The 15540-nt window shown below is 43.4% G+C and carries 19 protein-coding genes and 1 pseudogene; 14 read left to right on the top strand and 6 right to left on the bottom strand.

Translation table 11 applies throughout. From position 1 onward, the window contains the following. Window positions 1-3: 3 nt before the first annotated feature. The 3 genes from WJR50_RS25220 to WJR50_RS25230 all read left to right on the top strand — a co-directional run bounded on the left by WJR50_RS25220 (window position 4) and on the right by WJR50_RS25230 (window position 1818). On the top strand, window positions 4-921 hold the full coding sequence (locus WJR50_RS25220; protein ID WP_341296080.1) for a DUF6999 family protein: 918 nt from the start codon (window positions 4-6) through the stop codon (window positions 919-921). 353 nt (window positions 922-1274) lie between these two features. Then, window positions 1275-1457, top strand: a complete 183-nt coding sequence (locus WJR50_RS25225) for a hypothetical protein (protein ID WP_341296081.1) — start codon at window positions 1275-1277, stop codon at window positions 1455-1457. Further along, window positions 1435-1818: a helix-turn-helix domain-containing protein gene (locus WJR50_RS25230; protein WP_341296082.1), complete on the top strand. Its 384-nt coding sequence runs from the start codon at window positions 1435-1437 to the stop codon at window positions 1816-1818. Before WJR50_RS25225 ends, WJR50_RS25230 begins: the two co-directional genes overlap by 23 nt. A gap of 6 nt (window positions 1819-1824) precedes the next feature. On the opposite strand, the gene rlmN is transcribed toward WJR50_RS25230, so the two are convergent. Beyond that, window positions 1825-2880, bottom strand: a complete 1056-nt coding sequence (gene rlmN, locus WJR50_RS25235; RefSeq protein ID WP_341296083.1) for a dual-specificity RNA methyltransferase RlmN — start codon at window positions 2878-2880, stop codon at window positions 1825-1827. A gap of 177 nt (window positions 2881-3057) precedes the next feature. Between rlmN and WJR50_RS25240 the strand changes: the two genes are divergently transcribed. The 8 genes and pseudogenes from WJR50_RS25240 (at window position 3058) to WJR50_RS25275 (ending at window position 8012) form a co-directional block, all read left to right on the top strand. After that, window positions 3058-3585, top strand: coding sequence for a TRAP transporter small permease subunit (locus WJR50_RS25240; RefSeq protein ID WP_341296084.1), 528 nt, complete (start codon window positions 3058-3060; stop codon window positions 3583-3585). Beyond that, entirely contained in the window at window positions 3578-4888 is a 1311-nt protein-coding gene (locus WJR50_RS25245; RefSeq protein WP_341296085.1) for a TRAP transporter large permease, read from the top strand. Before WJR50_RS25240 ends, WJR50_RS25245 begins: the two co-directional genes overlap by 8 nt. Window positions 4889-4998: 110 nt before the next feature. Continuing rightward, window positions 4999-5253 (top strand): annotated as a pseudogene (locus WJR50_RS25250) (type II toxin-antitoxin system RelE/ParE family toxin); the annotation flags it as partial. Further along, complete coding sequence (locus WJR50_RS25255) at window positions 5254-5577, top strand: HigA family addiction module antitoxin (RefSeq protein WP_341296086.1); 324 nt, start codon at window positions 5254-5256, stop codon at window positions 5575-5577. A gap of 267 nt (window positions 5578-5844) precedes the next feature. Next, entirely contained in the window at window positions 5845-6642 is a 798-nt protein-coding gene (locus WJR50_RS25260; RefSeq protein WP_341296087.1) for a polysaccharide deacetylase family protein, read from the top strand. Window positions 6643-6730: 88 nt separating this feature from the next. Next, window positions 6731-6961, top strand: a complete 231-nt coding sequence (locus WJR50_RS25265) for a YrhK family protein (RefSeq protein WP_341296088.1) — start codon at window positions 6731-6733, stop codon at window positions 6959-6961. Between the two features lie 108 nt (window positions 6962-7069). Beyond that, window positions 7070-7540, top strand: coding sequence for a DUF2227 family putative metal-binding protein (locus WJR50_RS25270; protein WP_341296089.1), 471 nt, complete (start codon window positions 7070-7072; stop codon window positions 7538-7540). A gap of 118 nt (window positions 7541-7658) precedes the next feature. Then, entirely contained in the window at window positions 7659-8012 is a 354-nt protein-coding gene (locus WJR50_RS25275; protein ID WP_341296090.1) for a DoxX family membrane protein, read from the top strand. 3 nt (window positions 8013-8015) lie between these two features. On the opposite strand, the gene WJR50_RS25280 is transcribed toward WJR50_RS25275, so the two are convergent. Further along, entirely contained in the window at window positions 8016-9794 is a 1779-nt protein-coding gene (locus tag WJR50_RS25280; RefSeq protein WP_341296091.1) for an arylsulfatase, read from the bottom strand. Window positions 9795-9797: 3 nt separating this feature from the next. Further along, window positions 9798-10940, bottom strand: coding sequence for a TRAP transporter substrate-binding protein (locus WJR50_RS25285; RefSeq protein ID WP_341296092.1), 1143 nt, complete (start codon window positions 10938-10940; stop codon window positions 9798-9800). Between the two features lie 151 nt (window positions 10941-11091). Here WJR50_RS25285 and WJR50_RS25290 point away from each other — a divergent pair, with 151 nt between their 5' ends. Together WJR50_RS25290 and rimM are read left to right on the top strand one after the other, a co-directional pair. After that, the gene (locus WJR50_RS25290) at window positions 11092-12012 is read left to right on the top strand and encodes a 30S ribosomal protein S16 (protein ID WP_341296093.1); all 921 of its coding nucleotides are present in this window, start codon (window positions 11092-11094) and stop codon (window positions 12010-12012) included. A 6-nt stretch (window positions 12013-12018) separates the two neighbouring features. After that, a complete protein-coding gene (gene rimM / locus WJR50_RS25295) occupies window positions 12019-12549 on the top strand; it encodes a ribosome maturation factor RimM (protein WP_341296094.1) in 531 nt (176 codons plus the stop codon). An 84-nt stretch (window positions 12550-12633) separates the two neighbouring features. Here the strand turns inward: rimM and WJR50_RS25300 are convergent, their stop codons facing one another. From WJR50_RS25300 to WJR50_RS25310, 3 genes are read right to left on the bottom strand one after another with little or no spacing between them, the layout of a single operon-like run. Beyond that, on the bottom strand, window positions 12634-13575 hold the full coding sequence (locus WJR50_RS25300) for a SelL-related redox protein (protein WP_341296095.1): 942 nt from the start codon (window positions 13573-13575) through the stop codon (window positions 12634-12636). Beyond that, window positions 13559-13993, bottom strand: coding sequence for a hypothetical protein (locus tag WJR50_RS25305; RefSeq protein WP_341296096.1), 435 nt, complete (start codon window positions 13991-13993; stop codon window positions 13559-13561). The genes WJR50_RS25300 and WJR50_RS25305 overlap by 17 nt, the downstream gene beginning before the upstream one ends. A gap of 39 nt (window positions 13994-14032) precedes the next feature. Further along, window positions 14033-14791 (bottom strand): SDR family NAD(P)-dependent oxidoreductase, encoded by a 759-nt coding sequence (locus WJR50_RS25310; protein ID WP_341296097.1) that lies wholly within the window; start codon window positions 14789-14791, stop codon window positions 14033-14035. A 153-nt stretch (window positions 14792-14944) separates the two neighbouring features. Here WJR50_RS25310 and WJR50_RS25315 point away from each other — a divergent pair, with 153 nt between their 5' ends. Further along, complete coding sequence (locus WJR50_RS25315; RefSeq protein ID WP_341296098.1) at window positions 14945-15538, top strand: nitroreductase family protein; 594 nt, start codon at window positions 14945-14947, stop codon at window positions 15536-15538. The last annotated feature ends 2 nt before the right edge of the window (window positions 15539-15540 follow it).

The raw sequence follows: 15540 nt of genomic DNA on the forward strand, positions 1-15540 counted from the left end.
CTTATGGGCTCACAACAAAATTTTGATCTTTCCACCCACGACAGCCGCGACCCCAATCCCTGGCTGGCGATGTACCTGGACAGCAGCATTCCGATCAATGACCACACCAAGCTGGCTTTGATGCGGGACAACAGTTCACGCTCAGTCATGTATCTGCTTCCGCTGGTGCGCTTCTGGTCCAAGATCATGATCTTTTTCATTCATGTCTTCAAATTCTTCTTTCCGAAGGTGCCTAATTCCTCCAAAATGCTCCATAAAATTCTGGCCTGGGGACTCAAAAATTTTGTGAGCAAGGATGCCAATTTATTGATCTTCAGACATTTTCATGTGGGTAGTGAAATCATGCAGTTTATCGCTAAAAATGTGGAAGGGGTAGAAGTACAAACCAGCCCGCTAAAACCCAAAGATTTTGAGGATATCAAGGATGATCTTTTTCTCAAACATGATCTGAACCTCTACAATTTTGTGATCAACCTGAATCGTCAGCTCAAAGAGAAGAATCTGGGTATCAAAGGAAAGCGTCCAATTGATCTGTCTATGATCACGCCTGATCGTTTTGACCACATTGAATTTCCTGATCGCTGGACAAATATTCTGGACTTAAGATCAGCGATTGAGCTATTTACGCCTTTCTACCAGTTGTTTCTCACTGCCAATGACTTTATCAGGGCGTCTAATTCGCTGCAACTGGATGAGACGATAGGCATCTATACCTCACAAATTCTCAACACACCAGGACATTTGAGTCTGGTGAACAACAAACATCCGATGGTGCCGGAAACTACATATAGTGCGGCTTACCGATTGGTTTTGCACGGACTGGCAGCAGAGACTTTGCATGCCGTACTGGTCAATATCAAACATGAGAAATTTGCCGATGGTGTCATCACCCCCAAGGTCCAGCAGCCTATTTCTTCTTAATGGCCAATTGCCCGCAGGCAGCGTCTATGTCTTTGCCTGAGATTATACGCAACTAATTTCTATATTAAAATAAGCTGGTTTGACTGGAAAAATGCAATATATTGACTTTCAAAAAATTAACCTATAGGTTAATTTTTTGAAACGAACTGCCATAGATACGTTCTTCAACTGACGGAAAAAGGGAGATTTATGTAGATGAGGAGAATAGTAAAGATATTGTAGCATACATTAATCAGGATGAAAGACACAAGAAAAAATTTAGGTTTATCGCAGACATAATTCTCAATGGGATTCGTAATACTGATCTCTATGATAAAGAAGAAATCAACGAGCAGAGTAAAGGAGTCACTGCTATGAAGTTTTTCAAAAGGCAGGAAAATGACAGACTGTATTGTAAGGAAATTACTAAGGGTGATAAAATTTTTGTAGTGATTATGGCAGAGCTACGGCTTAAAAAGAAAAGCCAAAAACTTACTCATAAGGAAAAAAATATCATTGAAAAAGTAGCAAGCTATGAATACAAATTTGAAGAATAAAGAAAACATTCAGCAGGCTTTTGATGACTTGTTCTCTTTCAAAGATGAAAAAGGTGAAATCAAGCACAATGCCCATATGTTGATGTTTCGGTTTCTCAGCGAGGTAGAAAGAGTTGCGGAAGAAAAAAATCTGAAAAAGAAAGACCTTGCTAAAATGATTGGGACTTCTCCCAGCTATGTTACACAGCTATTTAGAGGAGACAAACTCATTAATATGGAAACACTAGCCAAACTGGAGAAAGGGCTAGGTATCGAGTTTGTCATTAAAACAAAGAAAATCTCTAAAGAGGCGGATGCAAAACTTTCCAATAAACCTTCTTCTGCAAAGAAAAAGAAGAAAGCTTCTGAAGTTACTGCATAATTCAAATTATTTCTTCTTAATCGCCAGCTGGCCGCAGGCAGCATCTATGTCTTTACCCCGGCTCCGGCGTACATTGACAGTCACGCCCTTTTTTTCCAGATAGCCGGCGAACTGATCCAGCCGGTCGGCTTCGGTGTTTTTGAAGTCAGCTTCTTTGATGGGATTGTACTCAATGATATTGACCTTGCTAGGCACCCGCTTGGTAAATTCCCAAAGCTCACGGGCATCTTCCAGTGTATCGTTGAAGTTGTAAAAGACGATGTACTCAAAAGTAACTTTGTTGCCGGTCTTGTCATAAAAATAATTCAGCGCATCACGCAGAGCTTCCAGCGTATTGCTCTCATTGATCGGCATGATCTGGTCCCGCTTTTTGTCATTGGCGGCATGCAGCGACAGCGCCAGGTTAAATTTCACCTGATCATCTCCCAGCTTTTTGATCATCTTGGCGATACCGGCAGTAGATACTGTAATTCGTTTGGGCGACATATTCAGCCCTTCGGGAGAAGTGATGTGTTCAATGGAAGTTAGCACATTCTGATAATTTAGCAGAGGCTCACCCATGCCCATGTACACAATATTGGACAGAGGGATCTGGTAATTTTTCTCTGCTTGCTGATTGATCAGCACTACCTGATCATAAATTTCGGCAGCGTCCAGGTTGCGCTTACGCTCCATATAACCGGTGGCGCAGAATTTACAAGTGAGTGAGCAACCTACCTGCGAAGACACACAGGCTGTCATACGGCTAGAGGTGGGAATAAGTACGCCTTCTACCGCATGCCCATCGTGCAACTGAAACATGGATTTGATGGTACGATCGCTGCTAAAATTCTGCTCCTGTATGGCAACAGAGTGAATGACAAAGTGCTCCTGCAACAGCTCACGTGTGCTTTTAGAAAGGTTGGTCATCTCCTCAAAGCTACGGGCAGACTTTTTCCACAACCATTCCTGTATTTGTTTGGCACGGAAGGGCTTCTCGCCTATTGCTGCTAGAAATGCCTGAATGGCTTCAGTTTTGGCTTTACGAATATCTGTTTTCTGCGGCGTACTCACTACACTCATACGAACGAATAATGATAAATGACTTTGAAGAAAAGCCGGTTTTCTGATGATCCTGGCTGAGCCTTAATCAACGGATCAAACGAAAGTCGGCTTCCTTCTCTGCAAATTTATGATATATTTGCTATGACCTATTAATACAATATTTATTAGCTACTAATTCAAAATTAGACGAATAAGTTGAGAAAAACCCTAGAAAGCGCCAGTAACTTTATCGATGGCATGAACGAAGTCATTGGTAAAGGCGTCTCATGGCTCAATACCCTACTGGTCATACTGATCTGCTATGATGTGACGGCACGCTATCTTTTCAATACTTCTTCCTCTGGCATCGTAGAACTGGAATGGCATATCTTTTCATTTATTTTTTTGCTGGGAGCTGCTTATGCTCTGAAGCACGATAAGCATGTGCGGGTAGATGTTTTTTATCAGAATTTCTCACCCAAAAAACAGGCCTGGGTAAATCTGGTGGGCACACTGCTGTTTTTGATTCCTTTTTGCATCATCACCATTCAGTCCTCACTGAAATTTACTGCCAATGCCTATGCCATCAATGAAGGCTCGCCCGATCCGGGAGGCTTGCCCGCTCGCTTTATCGTAAAAGGAGCGATTCCTGTCGGCTTCTTTCTCCTGCTCCTACAAGCCTTTTCTTTAGCCTTCAGGTCTTTACTCACCATCACCGAACCCACCACTCGCGACCATGCCTGATATACTGCCGATTATTCTCTTTCTGTCTATTTTCCTGTTAATTCTTTTTGGCTTTCCGGTAGCCTTTACGCTGGGCGGGGTTTCTGTTTTGTTCGGTCTGGTTACTTTCGGACCGGATTTCTTTTACCTGCTTTCGCTTCGTGTTTTTGGTACCATGACCAATTATGTGCTGCTGGCAGTGCCCCTGTTTATCTACATGGGGATTATGCTGGAAAAATCCGGCTTAGCCGAGAGTCTGCTGGAAACTATGGCCCTGCTTTTTGGAAGATTCAAAGGAGGGTTGGCCATTTCAGTAATCATTGTAGGGGCCATGCTGGCGGCATCTACAGGAATTGTAGGAGCAACGGTCATCACCATGGGGCTGATTAGCCTGCCTACCATGCTCAAGCGAGGTTATAGCGCCGAACTGGCTACGGGGACGATTGCCTCTTCAGGAACCTTAGGTCAGATCATCCCGCCTTCGGTAGTATTAGTGCTTTTGGGAAGTGTGCTCAATGTATCAGTAGGAGATTTATTTACTGCTGCTTTGGTACCAGGGCTTGCGCTGGTAGGTTGTTATTTATTATATGTAGTGATCAAAGCCATAGTGCATCCCAAATCGGCTCCCCCAATGCCCGCTGAAGAAATCGCTGAATTCAGGAAAGCAGGTATGCTTAAAAGAGTGGTAGGCGCTTTTATTCTGCCCTTTCTGCTCATTGCGGCTGTACTGGGTTCTATCTTTGCTGGCATAGCATCACCTACGGAAGCTGCGGCAGTTGGTGCTTTGGGTGCGTCTTTGCTGACCATTTTCCAGGGACGCTTTAACGTAAAAGTACTAAAAGAAGTGATGCAGGAGACTACTCATCTGACCTGTATGGTATTCATCATCCTGGTAGGGGCTACGGCTTTTGCATTAGTTTTTCGTGGTATGGAAGGAGACCGTTATCTGGTTGGTTTGATTGAGCAGGCCAATCTTTCTCCAATGGCTTTTCTGGCGATTGTGATGGTGGTAGTGTTTATCGCTGGCTTTTTCATTGACTTCATTGAAATCATCTTCATCATCGTTCCGGTAGTCGCGCCTATTTTTAGCACTATGGGCATAGATTTGATCTGGATTGGAATATTGCTGGCGCTGAACTTACAGACTTCTTTTCTGTCGCCACCTTTTGGTTTTTCACTCTTTTACCTGAAAGGCGTAGCACCTCCCCAAGTGACAACCGGTCACTTATACAGAGGCATCATTCCTTATGTTATTATTCAATTGATCTTCCTGGCATTGGTAATCATTTTCCCAGAGATGGTGACTTTTCTGTTGGATAAATAAGAGGGAGCTTCAGCTTATTTTAGGCTAGGGATAGATTATCTTAAAAATAATTTGCAACCTGCCACTTTTCAGGTTACAATTATGTTATGATTATTTGATTCAAGCATAAGGGACTAAAAATCTACTATGAAAAAGGTAATAGTTATAAATTACCTACCCAGCATATTGCGAAAATCCGCTTGATTCTAACCCGTCTGGATGCATCCAGCGCACCCGAGCAAATGAATGTGCCCGGTTACCGATTCCATGCATTGTCTGGAGATCTAAGAGGCTTTTATTCAGTGAGAGTAAGTGGGAATTATAGAATAATTTTCCGCTTTGAAGGCAAGAATGCCACAGGTATAGATTACACAGATTATCATTAAATGAGCAAAGATATGGCTATGTTGAACCCTGCCCATCCGGGCGAATTGATTAGAGAAACGATAGAAGGTATTCGAGAAGAAACCGGTGAAAAGCTGCCTATTCGTGAAGTAGCGGAAGGGTTAGGGATTTCTCGTAAAACTTTAGATGCTATTTTGAATGGTCGCCAATCCGTGACCCCTTCTATGGCGTTACGTCTTGAAAAGGCGTTTCCGAATACGGATGCTACCTTCTGGTTGCGAGCACAGGAAAATTATGACCTTGCCCAAGCCCGCCAAACATTTGAACCAAAGGGAATCAGGCAGTTTTGGCAACCATCTATTTGATTTTACTCTAAATGAAATAGTCAATGAGTAAAAAATATAAGGTAGTAGTAGAAATATATAGCCGTGATGATGATCCAAAGCTTTATAACGGGAATATACCAGAGTTTGAAGTTTGAAGAATTCTTTAATAAAGCTCAAATTATCCCAAGAATTGGCTACAATAAATTTTGTTAGTTATTCAAAAATTTTGATTTAACTGTAAGCTTTCAACTTGGTGATCATAATTTCCATACAGATAAATATTTTCTACAACAACCTACTGCTATCATGTACAAATCTGTCTATTCTACTTTATTCTTCATCTTAATTGGCTACTTTGGCTTAGCTCAATCTTCTACTTCACCCATACAATGGCCGGAAGGCAAGCGCATGGCGCTGAGCCTCAGCTTTGATGATGGTCGCCCCAGCCAGGTAGATATAGGTGCACCACTATTTGATCGTTATGATGCTAAAGTTACTTTCTATCTTGTGCCTTCAGCGGTAGAACAGCGTCTTTCTAAGTGGAAGCAAGCCGCAAGCAATGGACATGAAATGGGTAATCATTCCTTAAAACACCCCTGCTCCGGTAATTTTCTCTGGGCGCGGGAGAAAGCGATAGAAGAATATACGCTGGCACAAATGAAGAAGGAACTAGAAAGCGCAAATCAACACATTGAGCAAATGTTGGGCGTCGTACCCATTACTTTTGCCTATCCCTGCGGACAAACCTATGTGGGAAGGGGTACACAGACGCAAAGCTATGTGCCGGTAGTGGCAGAATTATTCACCGCCGGACGTGGGTGGCTGGATGAAGCGCCAAATGATCCTTCCTACTGCGATATGGCTCAGATTACGGGTGTATCTATGGATGCCAAGAATTTTGATGAAATAAAGCCCATGATAGAATCCGCAGCGGAGCAAGGGCTTTGGTTAGTATTCGCCGGTCATGATATCGGAGAGGAAGGTGCTCAAACCACACGTACAGTAATGCTGGAAGCTCTGATTCAGTATGCACAAGACCCAGCCCATGGCATCTGGCTGGCTCCGGTTGGTGAAGTAGCGGATTATGTTGTGGCAGAGCGTTGAGCGAGTAAAAAAATATTCAAATCCTGATTTTTATAATCATTCTGTAGCTTTTTAAGTTGTGCATAGCAAACGCAAAGCTATTTTTTTCATGAAATCTAATTTTCACATTTTTCGGACAATTTTCAGAGAATACCAATGGATTCATCTTAGCTTGGGGATTATTGGTAATGTATTATTCTTCATTGGCAGTATTTTTTTTCTGTATGAATCACTCAAAACTGCGGGCGTTTGGCTGTTTATTATAGGTTCTTTTGGCATGCTGATCGGTAGTTTGGGAAACGCAGTAGTGAAATATGAGGAGAAAAAGCAGCCCGCTTAGCTTTTGGTAATAAATCATGTATTTCTTTCTGCCCGATAAGCTAGAATAGCAGTTTACAATTTACTGTAGATGTGAGCGTTACATTCTCACCCGCAAAATTTATTCTGCATGGCGTCAGGGAAAGAACATACACTCGGGACGATACTTTTAACCCCACTGGCAGGGCTGGTAGCCTGGCACCTGAGCGATGGTGATCAGGCAGTTACTGCCCTGGCTACAGGAGGTTGCCTGAGTGGTATTTTCATCAGTCCTGATCTGGACATGCCTACCCGTACGGTATCTGAGACTACGCTGCTGCGTTGGTCCTGGGGAGTGGGCTATATCTGGATTTTTCTCTGGTATCCGTATGCCTTGTTTTTTAAGCATAGAGGCATCAGCCATTGCCCATTGGTGGGTACCTGCACGAGATTGGTATATATGGCAGGTTTAGCTTTTCTGATACAGGAAATTTTTCGTCAAACCATGCAGGTAGATGGGCAACTCATGTTCTGGATGAAAGATCACTATCTGGCTTTAGCAATTTTCTCAGCGGGCTTAGCAGTTTCAGATATAGGCCACTGGATCATGGACAATTTTTGACCTTTAGGTAGTTCTGAGAGATATTCAACCCGGCACTTTTTCCTTCTTTTATCGGACTAATGCTTTTAAATGTACATCAGGTTGGCTAAATTATATGTACCAACAAATAATTAATGTCATGCAAGTACTCACCACAACAGTAGCGCGTATTCTTTTTGCCGTACCTTTTGTCATTTTCGGCCTGTTCCATTTTATGAATGCTTCAGCCATGGCAGGTATGGTTCCTGTACCGGGAGGTGCTTTTTGGGTTTATTTGACCGGAGCGGCAATGCTGGCAGCAGGTGTTGCGATTTTAGCTGGAAAATATGCTCGTATAGCCTGTTTGCTATTGGCACTACTGTTATTGATCTACGTATTCACTATCCATTTACCGGGTGCTATGGGTGGTAATCAACAGTCTATTACCAATTTACTGAAAGATCTGGCGATGGCGGGAGGAGCCTTAGCTGTAGGCAACCAGTTTAGTAAGTAAGGCTTAGAGTTTACTTAAAATTATTGCCTTGATCTCTCCTACATTTTGCTGAGGAATTAGCAAAGGTTTAAGGCTTAGCCACTGCTGCCCTTTTGCAAGCTGTATGTTTCCCAAGGTTAAATACCCCCAACTCTGTTCATATGATTCCTGTCCGCGGTCAGCACGATCATATCCGCTAATAATATCAGGAATAAAAGGCTGACTGATTTGGCGCGAGATTTTATCACCGGGCACAGCAAGTTGCATCTCAGCTCCTGTCTGCTCAGCAGAAGCGGTGTATTTAAGCATAGCTTTATATTGTCCGGCTTCTACAACATCCAGCTTCCAGTACATACTATCCTGCGTACTTGTCCACTGATCAACCCAGTCATTGGCCCAGCCAAAGGGACCAAATTTGTAGCTAAGGTCTCCGGAAAGTGTAGCCTCATGTGCTGGTAAAGTGACTACCGGAGCCTGATCATAACCGACAGGAATTGGAAGGGCATCCGTACCATCCTGAGTCACTTTTGAAAACCACTGTTGATAATCTCTATGCAAACTTCTGACTATATCTGTTCGCTCGGCAGCCAGATCTTGTGTTTCGCCCGGGTCATTGAGCATATCAAACAAGCTGATATCGTTTTCATTTTGCATCACCAGTCGGTACTGCGGTGTGCGTGCCGCTCCGGGGTAAGTTTCTATTTCACCGTTTACCTGATGGGTAAAAATAGTGCGATCCTTTTCCAGATAATCCTTTTCCCCGATGAGCAAAGGAAGAAGACTGATACCATCCAAGGGTTTGGTCTTGACTGGCTCCAACTGGCATAGTTCGTAGAGGGTAGGCAAAATATCTATATGGGCAGTAATCTGATCAATCACTCTTCCTTTAGGTAAATGGCTGTCCCATTGGATAAAGCTAGGAACCCTTACACCTCCCTCATGCACATGTGCTTTGCGGCCTCGCATACCTCCATTGTAACGCCAGGTGTTAGGGCCATTATCGGTAATAAAGAGCACAATGGTATTTTCATTGATCGCCAGTTCATCCAGCTTCTTTAAAATGCGCCCCACATTGTCATCAATGTTTTCGCACATCCCGTAGATAGTGGCCAGCTTATCGCCCAGCCCTTTGGCTTTGTACTTATCAAAATATTGATCCGGCACCTGAAAGGGGCCATGGGGAGCATTATAAGGAATATAGCAGAAAAAAGGCTGGCTTTGATGCTCTTCAATAAAGTTGATTGCATAGTCAGTCAAGGCATCTGTGATGAAACCCTCGGTCTGGATGGTATCCTGATTATGCATCAGCTGGGTATCAAAGTAGTTGTACCAGTGTCCTGCCTTAAAACCGATAAACTCATCAAATCCCTGCCCGTTAGGATCACGGGGGTAGTGAGCGCCATTGTGCCATTTGCCAAAGCAGCCGGTGGCATAACCATTCTGCTTAAACATTTCGGCCAGTGTTACCTCTTCACTACGCATATCTTCCATTCCATCGGTTACCCATGTAGTGCCGGTACGTAAATGGTATCTACCAGTCAGGAGGCTGGCACGGGTGGGAGCGCAAACCGGACTTACAAAAAAGCGATCTAGCCTTACTCCTTCTTTGGCAAAATTATCCAGCACGGGTGTTTCAATAGTATCGTTGCCATGAATGCCTATATCACCATAACCCTGATCATCGGTAAGGATGAGTATCACATTCGGATGGTTGATTACCGGGTACTCTTCCTCTTCAGGAAGGGTGTCGCAGGCAAAAGCAAAAAGAAGAGAGATTACAGCAAGGCTTTTGAAACGAAGCATAAGTCAGACATTAGGATGAAAGCTGGAGTAGTAGATTTTCTCATTGTACTGAGCATAATCATTGAACTGCTCCTGGAATTTTTTGTAAGACGCATAAGCCTTACGGCTGGCTTGATCCATCTCAATCATTTCGTTAACGATCTCGTCACTATTTTGGCGGAACACATTCAGCACCTCATCCGGAAACTTACGAAAATCCACGTTTTCTTCATCTCTAAGTTTGATGGCATAGAGGCTATTCATCACCTCAGACTGAGAAAAGGCCCACATATTCAAACGCTGAACGCAAGTAATGAGGATTGCCTGAATGTCGGAAGGAAGTGCTTCAAACTTTTCTTTATTTGCAAAAAGCTCTAAGGCAGTGCCCGGCTCATGCCAGCCGGGATAATAGTAGTAGCGAGCCACATCATAAAATCCCATCTGATAATCATGAAAAGGACCTATCCATTCGGTGGCATCAATCACGCCTCTTTCCAGGTTGGTGTAAATTTCCCCTCCTGCTACCAGCACAGAAGTACCTCCTGCTCTATTGAAAACTTTGCCTCCGATACCAGGAATCCGCATCTTCAGTCCCTGAATGTCTTCCGGGGTATTGATCTCCTTATTGAACCAGCCCCCCATCTGCATACCGGTATTTCCGGCAGGGAAAGGCAGAAGGTTGTAAGGCGCATAAGTTTCCTGCCACAGTTCGGTACCACCACCACCCACCAACCAGGAGTTGGTTTGCTGGGCATTCATGCCGAAAGGTACTGAAGCAAAAAACTGGGCTGCCGGAATTTTTCCTGCCCAATAATAAGCTGCGCCATGCCCCAACTCTATGGCTCCGTTGCTCACCGCATCAAAAACTTCCAGCGCAGGAACCAGTTCTCCCCCCCCATAAACAGTAATTTCCATACGTCCGCCCGACATCTCCTTAACCCAGTCGGCAAACATATTACAGCCTTCGCCCAGAATAGGAAAATTAGGCGGCCAGGTAGTTACCATTTTCCAACGAAAAGTCTCATTAAAATTGATGTAGGGGGCCTGAGCTTGCTGCTTTTGCTGGCTTGAGGTACAGGCAGTTTGGGCCAATGCCGGAGCAACTACTGCGGCGGTTAAGCCATGACGCAAAAACTTTCGTCGAGTAGATTTAGGTGTGTGACTCATAAATTTTTCAAAAGAGCAAGATATAAAGGAACGTGTAGAAATAAAAAGTAGTTAAAAGCTAAGCATTTGTGACATTTAAAACAAAATCTGTTAACTTTGCAGTCTTTTACGACAAATGGACGGGTTCCATTATGTTTAACAAACATTTATTATGGCAGTAAAAATTAGATTGGCGCGTCGAGGACGCAAAAAACTGGCAATTTACGACGTAGTCGTAGCCGACGCCAGAGCACCACGGGATGGTCGCTTTATTGAAAAATTGGGTATTTATAACCCTAACACTAACCCTGCGATGATTGATATCAGGGAAGACAAAGCTTTGGACTGGTTGCTGAAAGGTGCCAAGCCTACCGATACGGTAAGAGCAATGTTGTCTTATCGCGGGATAATGTTGAAAAAACACCTGCAGATTGGTGTCAACAAGGGCGCTATTTCGCAGGAAGAAGCTGACAAACGCTTCAATGAGTGGATTGAGTCTAAAGAAGCTGAGGTAACAGGCAAGAAAGAATCTTTGGCTAAGAAGCAGGAGGAAGAGAGAAAAGCTCGCCTGGAAGCTGAGAAGAAAATCAACGAAGCTCGCGCTAAGGAATTAGCAGCAAGCCAGCAGGCAGAGGTTGAAGAAGCTGAAGCAGAAGAAGCTAAGGCTGAAACTACAGAGGAAGCCAGCACAGAAGCTCCTGCAGAAGAGGCACAAGCTGAAGCCCCTGCTAAAGAAAAAGAAGAAACTCCTGAAGCTAAGGAAGAGCCTCAGGCTGAAGAGCCTAAAGCAGAAGAAAAAGCCGAGGAGAAAAAAGAGGAAGCTCCTGCTGCTGAAAAAGAAGAGGTGAAAGCTGAGGAAAAGAAGGAAGATGCACCAGTAGCTGAGAAGAAAGAAGAAGCTCAGACTAAGGAAGAGTCTTCGGCTGAAGAGTCTCAGGCTGAAAAGCCTAAAGAAGAGGCCAAGGCTGAAGAACCTAAGGCAGAAGAAAAAACCGAGGAGAAAAAAGAGGAAGCTCCTGCTGCTGAAAAAGAAGAGGTGAAAGCTGAGGAAAAGAAAGAAGACAAATCTTCTGAAGAAAAGAAAGAAAGTTAATACGCTATGCAGGCTGATGATTGCTATCAATTAGGATTCGTCACCAAAACGCATGGCCTGCAAGGGGAAGTTAACGTATATTTAGATGTGGACTTTCCTGAGGCATACGAAGAAATGGAGTCAGTATTTCTGCAACTTCCGGGTTCAGGAACGCTGATTCCTTTTTTTATTGAGAGCCTCCGTCTTCATAAAGAAAGCCTAATTGTCAAATTTGAAGACATTGACACTATAGAGCAGGCAGAAAGTCTGTTGAAAGCAGGGTTGTATTTGCCCCTGGATCAGCTTCCTCAGTTGCAGGAGTGGCAGTTTTATTTCCATGAGATCATCGGCTTTCAGGTAGAAGATGAAAATGAAGGTCAGCTTGGTACGGTCAAAGATGTATATGAGGCTGGCGAGCAGTACCTGATCGCGATGGATTATCAAAGCCGCGAAGTTCTGATCCCCCTCAATGATGATATTATTCTGAAGGTAGATAAAGAAAGAAAAATTGTATTTACCCATCTGCCAGAAGGGCTGTTAGGAGTGTATTTAGAATAGCATGGTGGTGTTATGATGCTAAGTGTTATAGTATTATAGTTATTTTTATGCTTTAAAATATACTATCTAAGAAACTATAACACTCTAAGCAAGTTCGCAATTAGCCAAAGCTACATAGTCAGGACGGTCCGCTACATGTTGATGGCGGTAGCTTTTGAGCATCTCTCCCTGATAAAGCACAAATACGCCTGACATACGAAACCCATCCCCGGCTAGCCATCCTATACCATGGGTTTTGATAACTCCTGCTTTGAAACCTCTGATCCAGGCATGGATACCAAAAAGTTGACTAATTGTACCACGCTTAAGCTGAAAAGTATTGTAGAGGCTGCAATCCGGATCACTGATATGCTTAACATCTGCAAGGCCATACTTCTCCAGAAAAAGCTCTCCTTCATAATGAGAGCTCATATGTACCAGTACTATTTCCACTCCTTGCCGCTCTATTTCCTGACGGTGCTTTTGGATATCAGCCATAGCTTCACGGCAAAAAGTACAGCCAAAGTGACGTAAAAAGACGAGAAAAATAGGTTTGCGAAATGATAGATCATTTAATGAGTCTCCTTCCTGCGTATGGAATTTCTTTAAAGTATCGGGTAGAGAATCGTGGGGGTTAGATTTATCATCATTGGGCGACTGCCAGGCTCTAAAAATATGGTAAAGTATGATGCCAAATATTATTGACCAGAGTACATCTTTAAGGGCAAGAAATGAAGCAAGGCGGGCAGTAATAAGCTCACTAAAATAATAACTGACCAACATTACCGAACCACATAATTTGATGAAGATGCCTGTGGTAATGATCAAAACATGTCGGACAGGATCGTCGGCAGCGAGATAATATGCTGCACCAAAAATCACTGCTATTAACCCTAGTATCTTCCAGGGAAAAAGGACAAAAGGAGTAGGCATACCTGCCCAGCGCAACATTACTTCAGTAAAAAGCGCAAAAGTTAGTCCCCAGACGGCATTGGTAATGCCAGCAAAACGAAGGACTATAGCAATCCAGTCAGGTAAATTTTTCATAGCTTGATTCGGCACTTTTGACTTGATAAGTTCTGCTCAGAATAAATACAAAAGGAATTACCCATATTAGGTCATTCATGATGAGATGAAACAAATACTGCTTGGTAGCTTCTTTTTCCAGCACAAAAAAGTAGAACCAGAGGGCTCCTCCAATTTTAGAAGCAATCCCCACTGCTAATAGATACCACAGACGGGTAGGATAAATAGCAATGGCTACATACATAGCGCCAAATAGCATAACCCCTACTCCCTGCCAACTGATGATGGCAGGAGCATCCAATCCACTTTGACTGATCCATCGGTAAAAAGAGTTGGGAAAATTATAGATAAAAAAACCCCAGCCTAAATTATATGTGCCAGCAAGTAGTAAGACTCCCCTCATCCAGGGTTCTACCCTTAGTTCTTCCTCTTCTAGCATACAACTTTTATCCTTTGGAGTGGGCAAATTTTTATCCTGTTAATGCACATAACTTCCTGCATTAATATCTATCGTACAACCAGTAGCATGATCCGCCAGTCCGCTGGCCAAAAAAGCAACGGTAGGCGCTATGTCCTCCGGCTTGGTCAATGTGTTAAGAGCTAAGTCATCCTTGACATAGGACTCGCCATATTTTTTTATAAAATCATCAGCCATATCAGTATGCGTAAAGCCTGGGGCCACAATAAAAGCTTTAATTCCTTGTCTGCCGTATGCCCTGGCAATAGAACGGGTAAGGGCTACTATTCCTCCTTTAGAAGCCGCATAGGCCAGAAAGTCTGCCGTATCACCCCTGAACGCAGCGCGGGAAGAGATATTGATGATACGCCCCCCACCACAGCTGGTAAAATGCTCAATAGACTTTTTGCAGAGTAAGCCAGTAGCATGTAAGTTGACCAGCATTGTCTTGGACCAGGCATCCGTAAACGCAATATCATCGCCTTCAACCTCAGAGCTGATGGCAATACCTGCATTATTGATTACTGCATGCAATCTGCCAAACTTAGCCATAACATTCTCAAACAGCTGAATTACTTCAACCGGTTTGCCTAAATCTGCCTGAAAGGTTTCTGCTCCCCTACCAATATCTTCCGCTACCCGATGGGCTGTATTGCTGTTGCGATGGTAGTGTACAGCGATTTGCGCGCCAGCTTCAGCCAACTGTTCTGCAATTGCTTTTCCTATCCCCCGGCTGGCTCCGGTGACCAGTATTTTCTGCCCTGATAAATCTATTTTCATAAGTTATATATGTAAATAATTTACAAAGGAAAAGTTAAAAAAAATCTGCAACAAGTATAAATTATTTTTTTGTCCTGAGAATTTTATTCTACTGCAGCCCCTGACCCTGATAAGGATTTTGTATACTTGTTTTTTTCAAAAAATATCAATGTTATGCATATCACTCCGGAGCAGGCCAACGAACTCATCCAGAAGAGAAGGTCCATTTATCCTCCCCTCTATAGTGGGGAAACAGTAGACCATCATATTATTGAGCAAATGTTAGAGAACGCTAACTGGGCTCCTACTCATGCCCTGACCGAACCCTGGCGTTTCACAGTATTCACAGGAACTGGCTTACAAAAACTAGCTGACTTTCAGTCGGAATTATATAAAGAATTGAGCTTGGCAGAAGGCAATTTTGATGAGAATAAATACCAAAAGCTGAAGGATAAGCCTCTGCAATGCTCTCATATTATTGCTATAGGGATGAGCCGTGACCCTAAGAAAAAAGTACCCGAAATAGAAGAAGTAGAATCCACAGCCTGTGCTGTACAGAATATGTACCTGACAGCTACTGCCTATGGAGTCGGCTGTTATTGGGGAAGTGGAGGAATTACCTATCGCAAAGAAGCCAAGCCATTTTTTAGTTTGAATGAAGAAGATAAGCTTCTAGGCTTTTTGTACATAGGGATGCCAAAAGAAGGTAGGTGGCCGCAAGGTCGGAGAAGCCCCATTGATACAAAAGTAACATGGGTGAAGGATTAAGC

This window comes from Catalinimonas locisalis, from assembly GCF_038039535.1.
Taxonomy (GTDB): domain Bacteria; phylum Bacteroidota; class Bacteroidia; order Cytophagales; family Cyclobacteriaceae; genus Catalinimonas.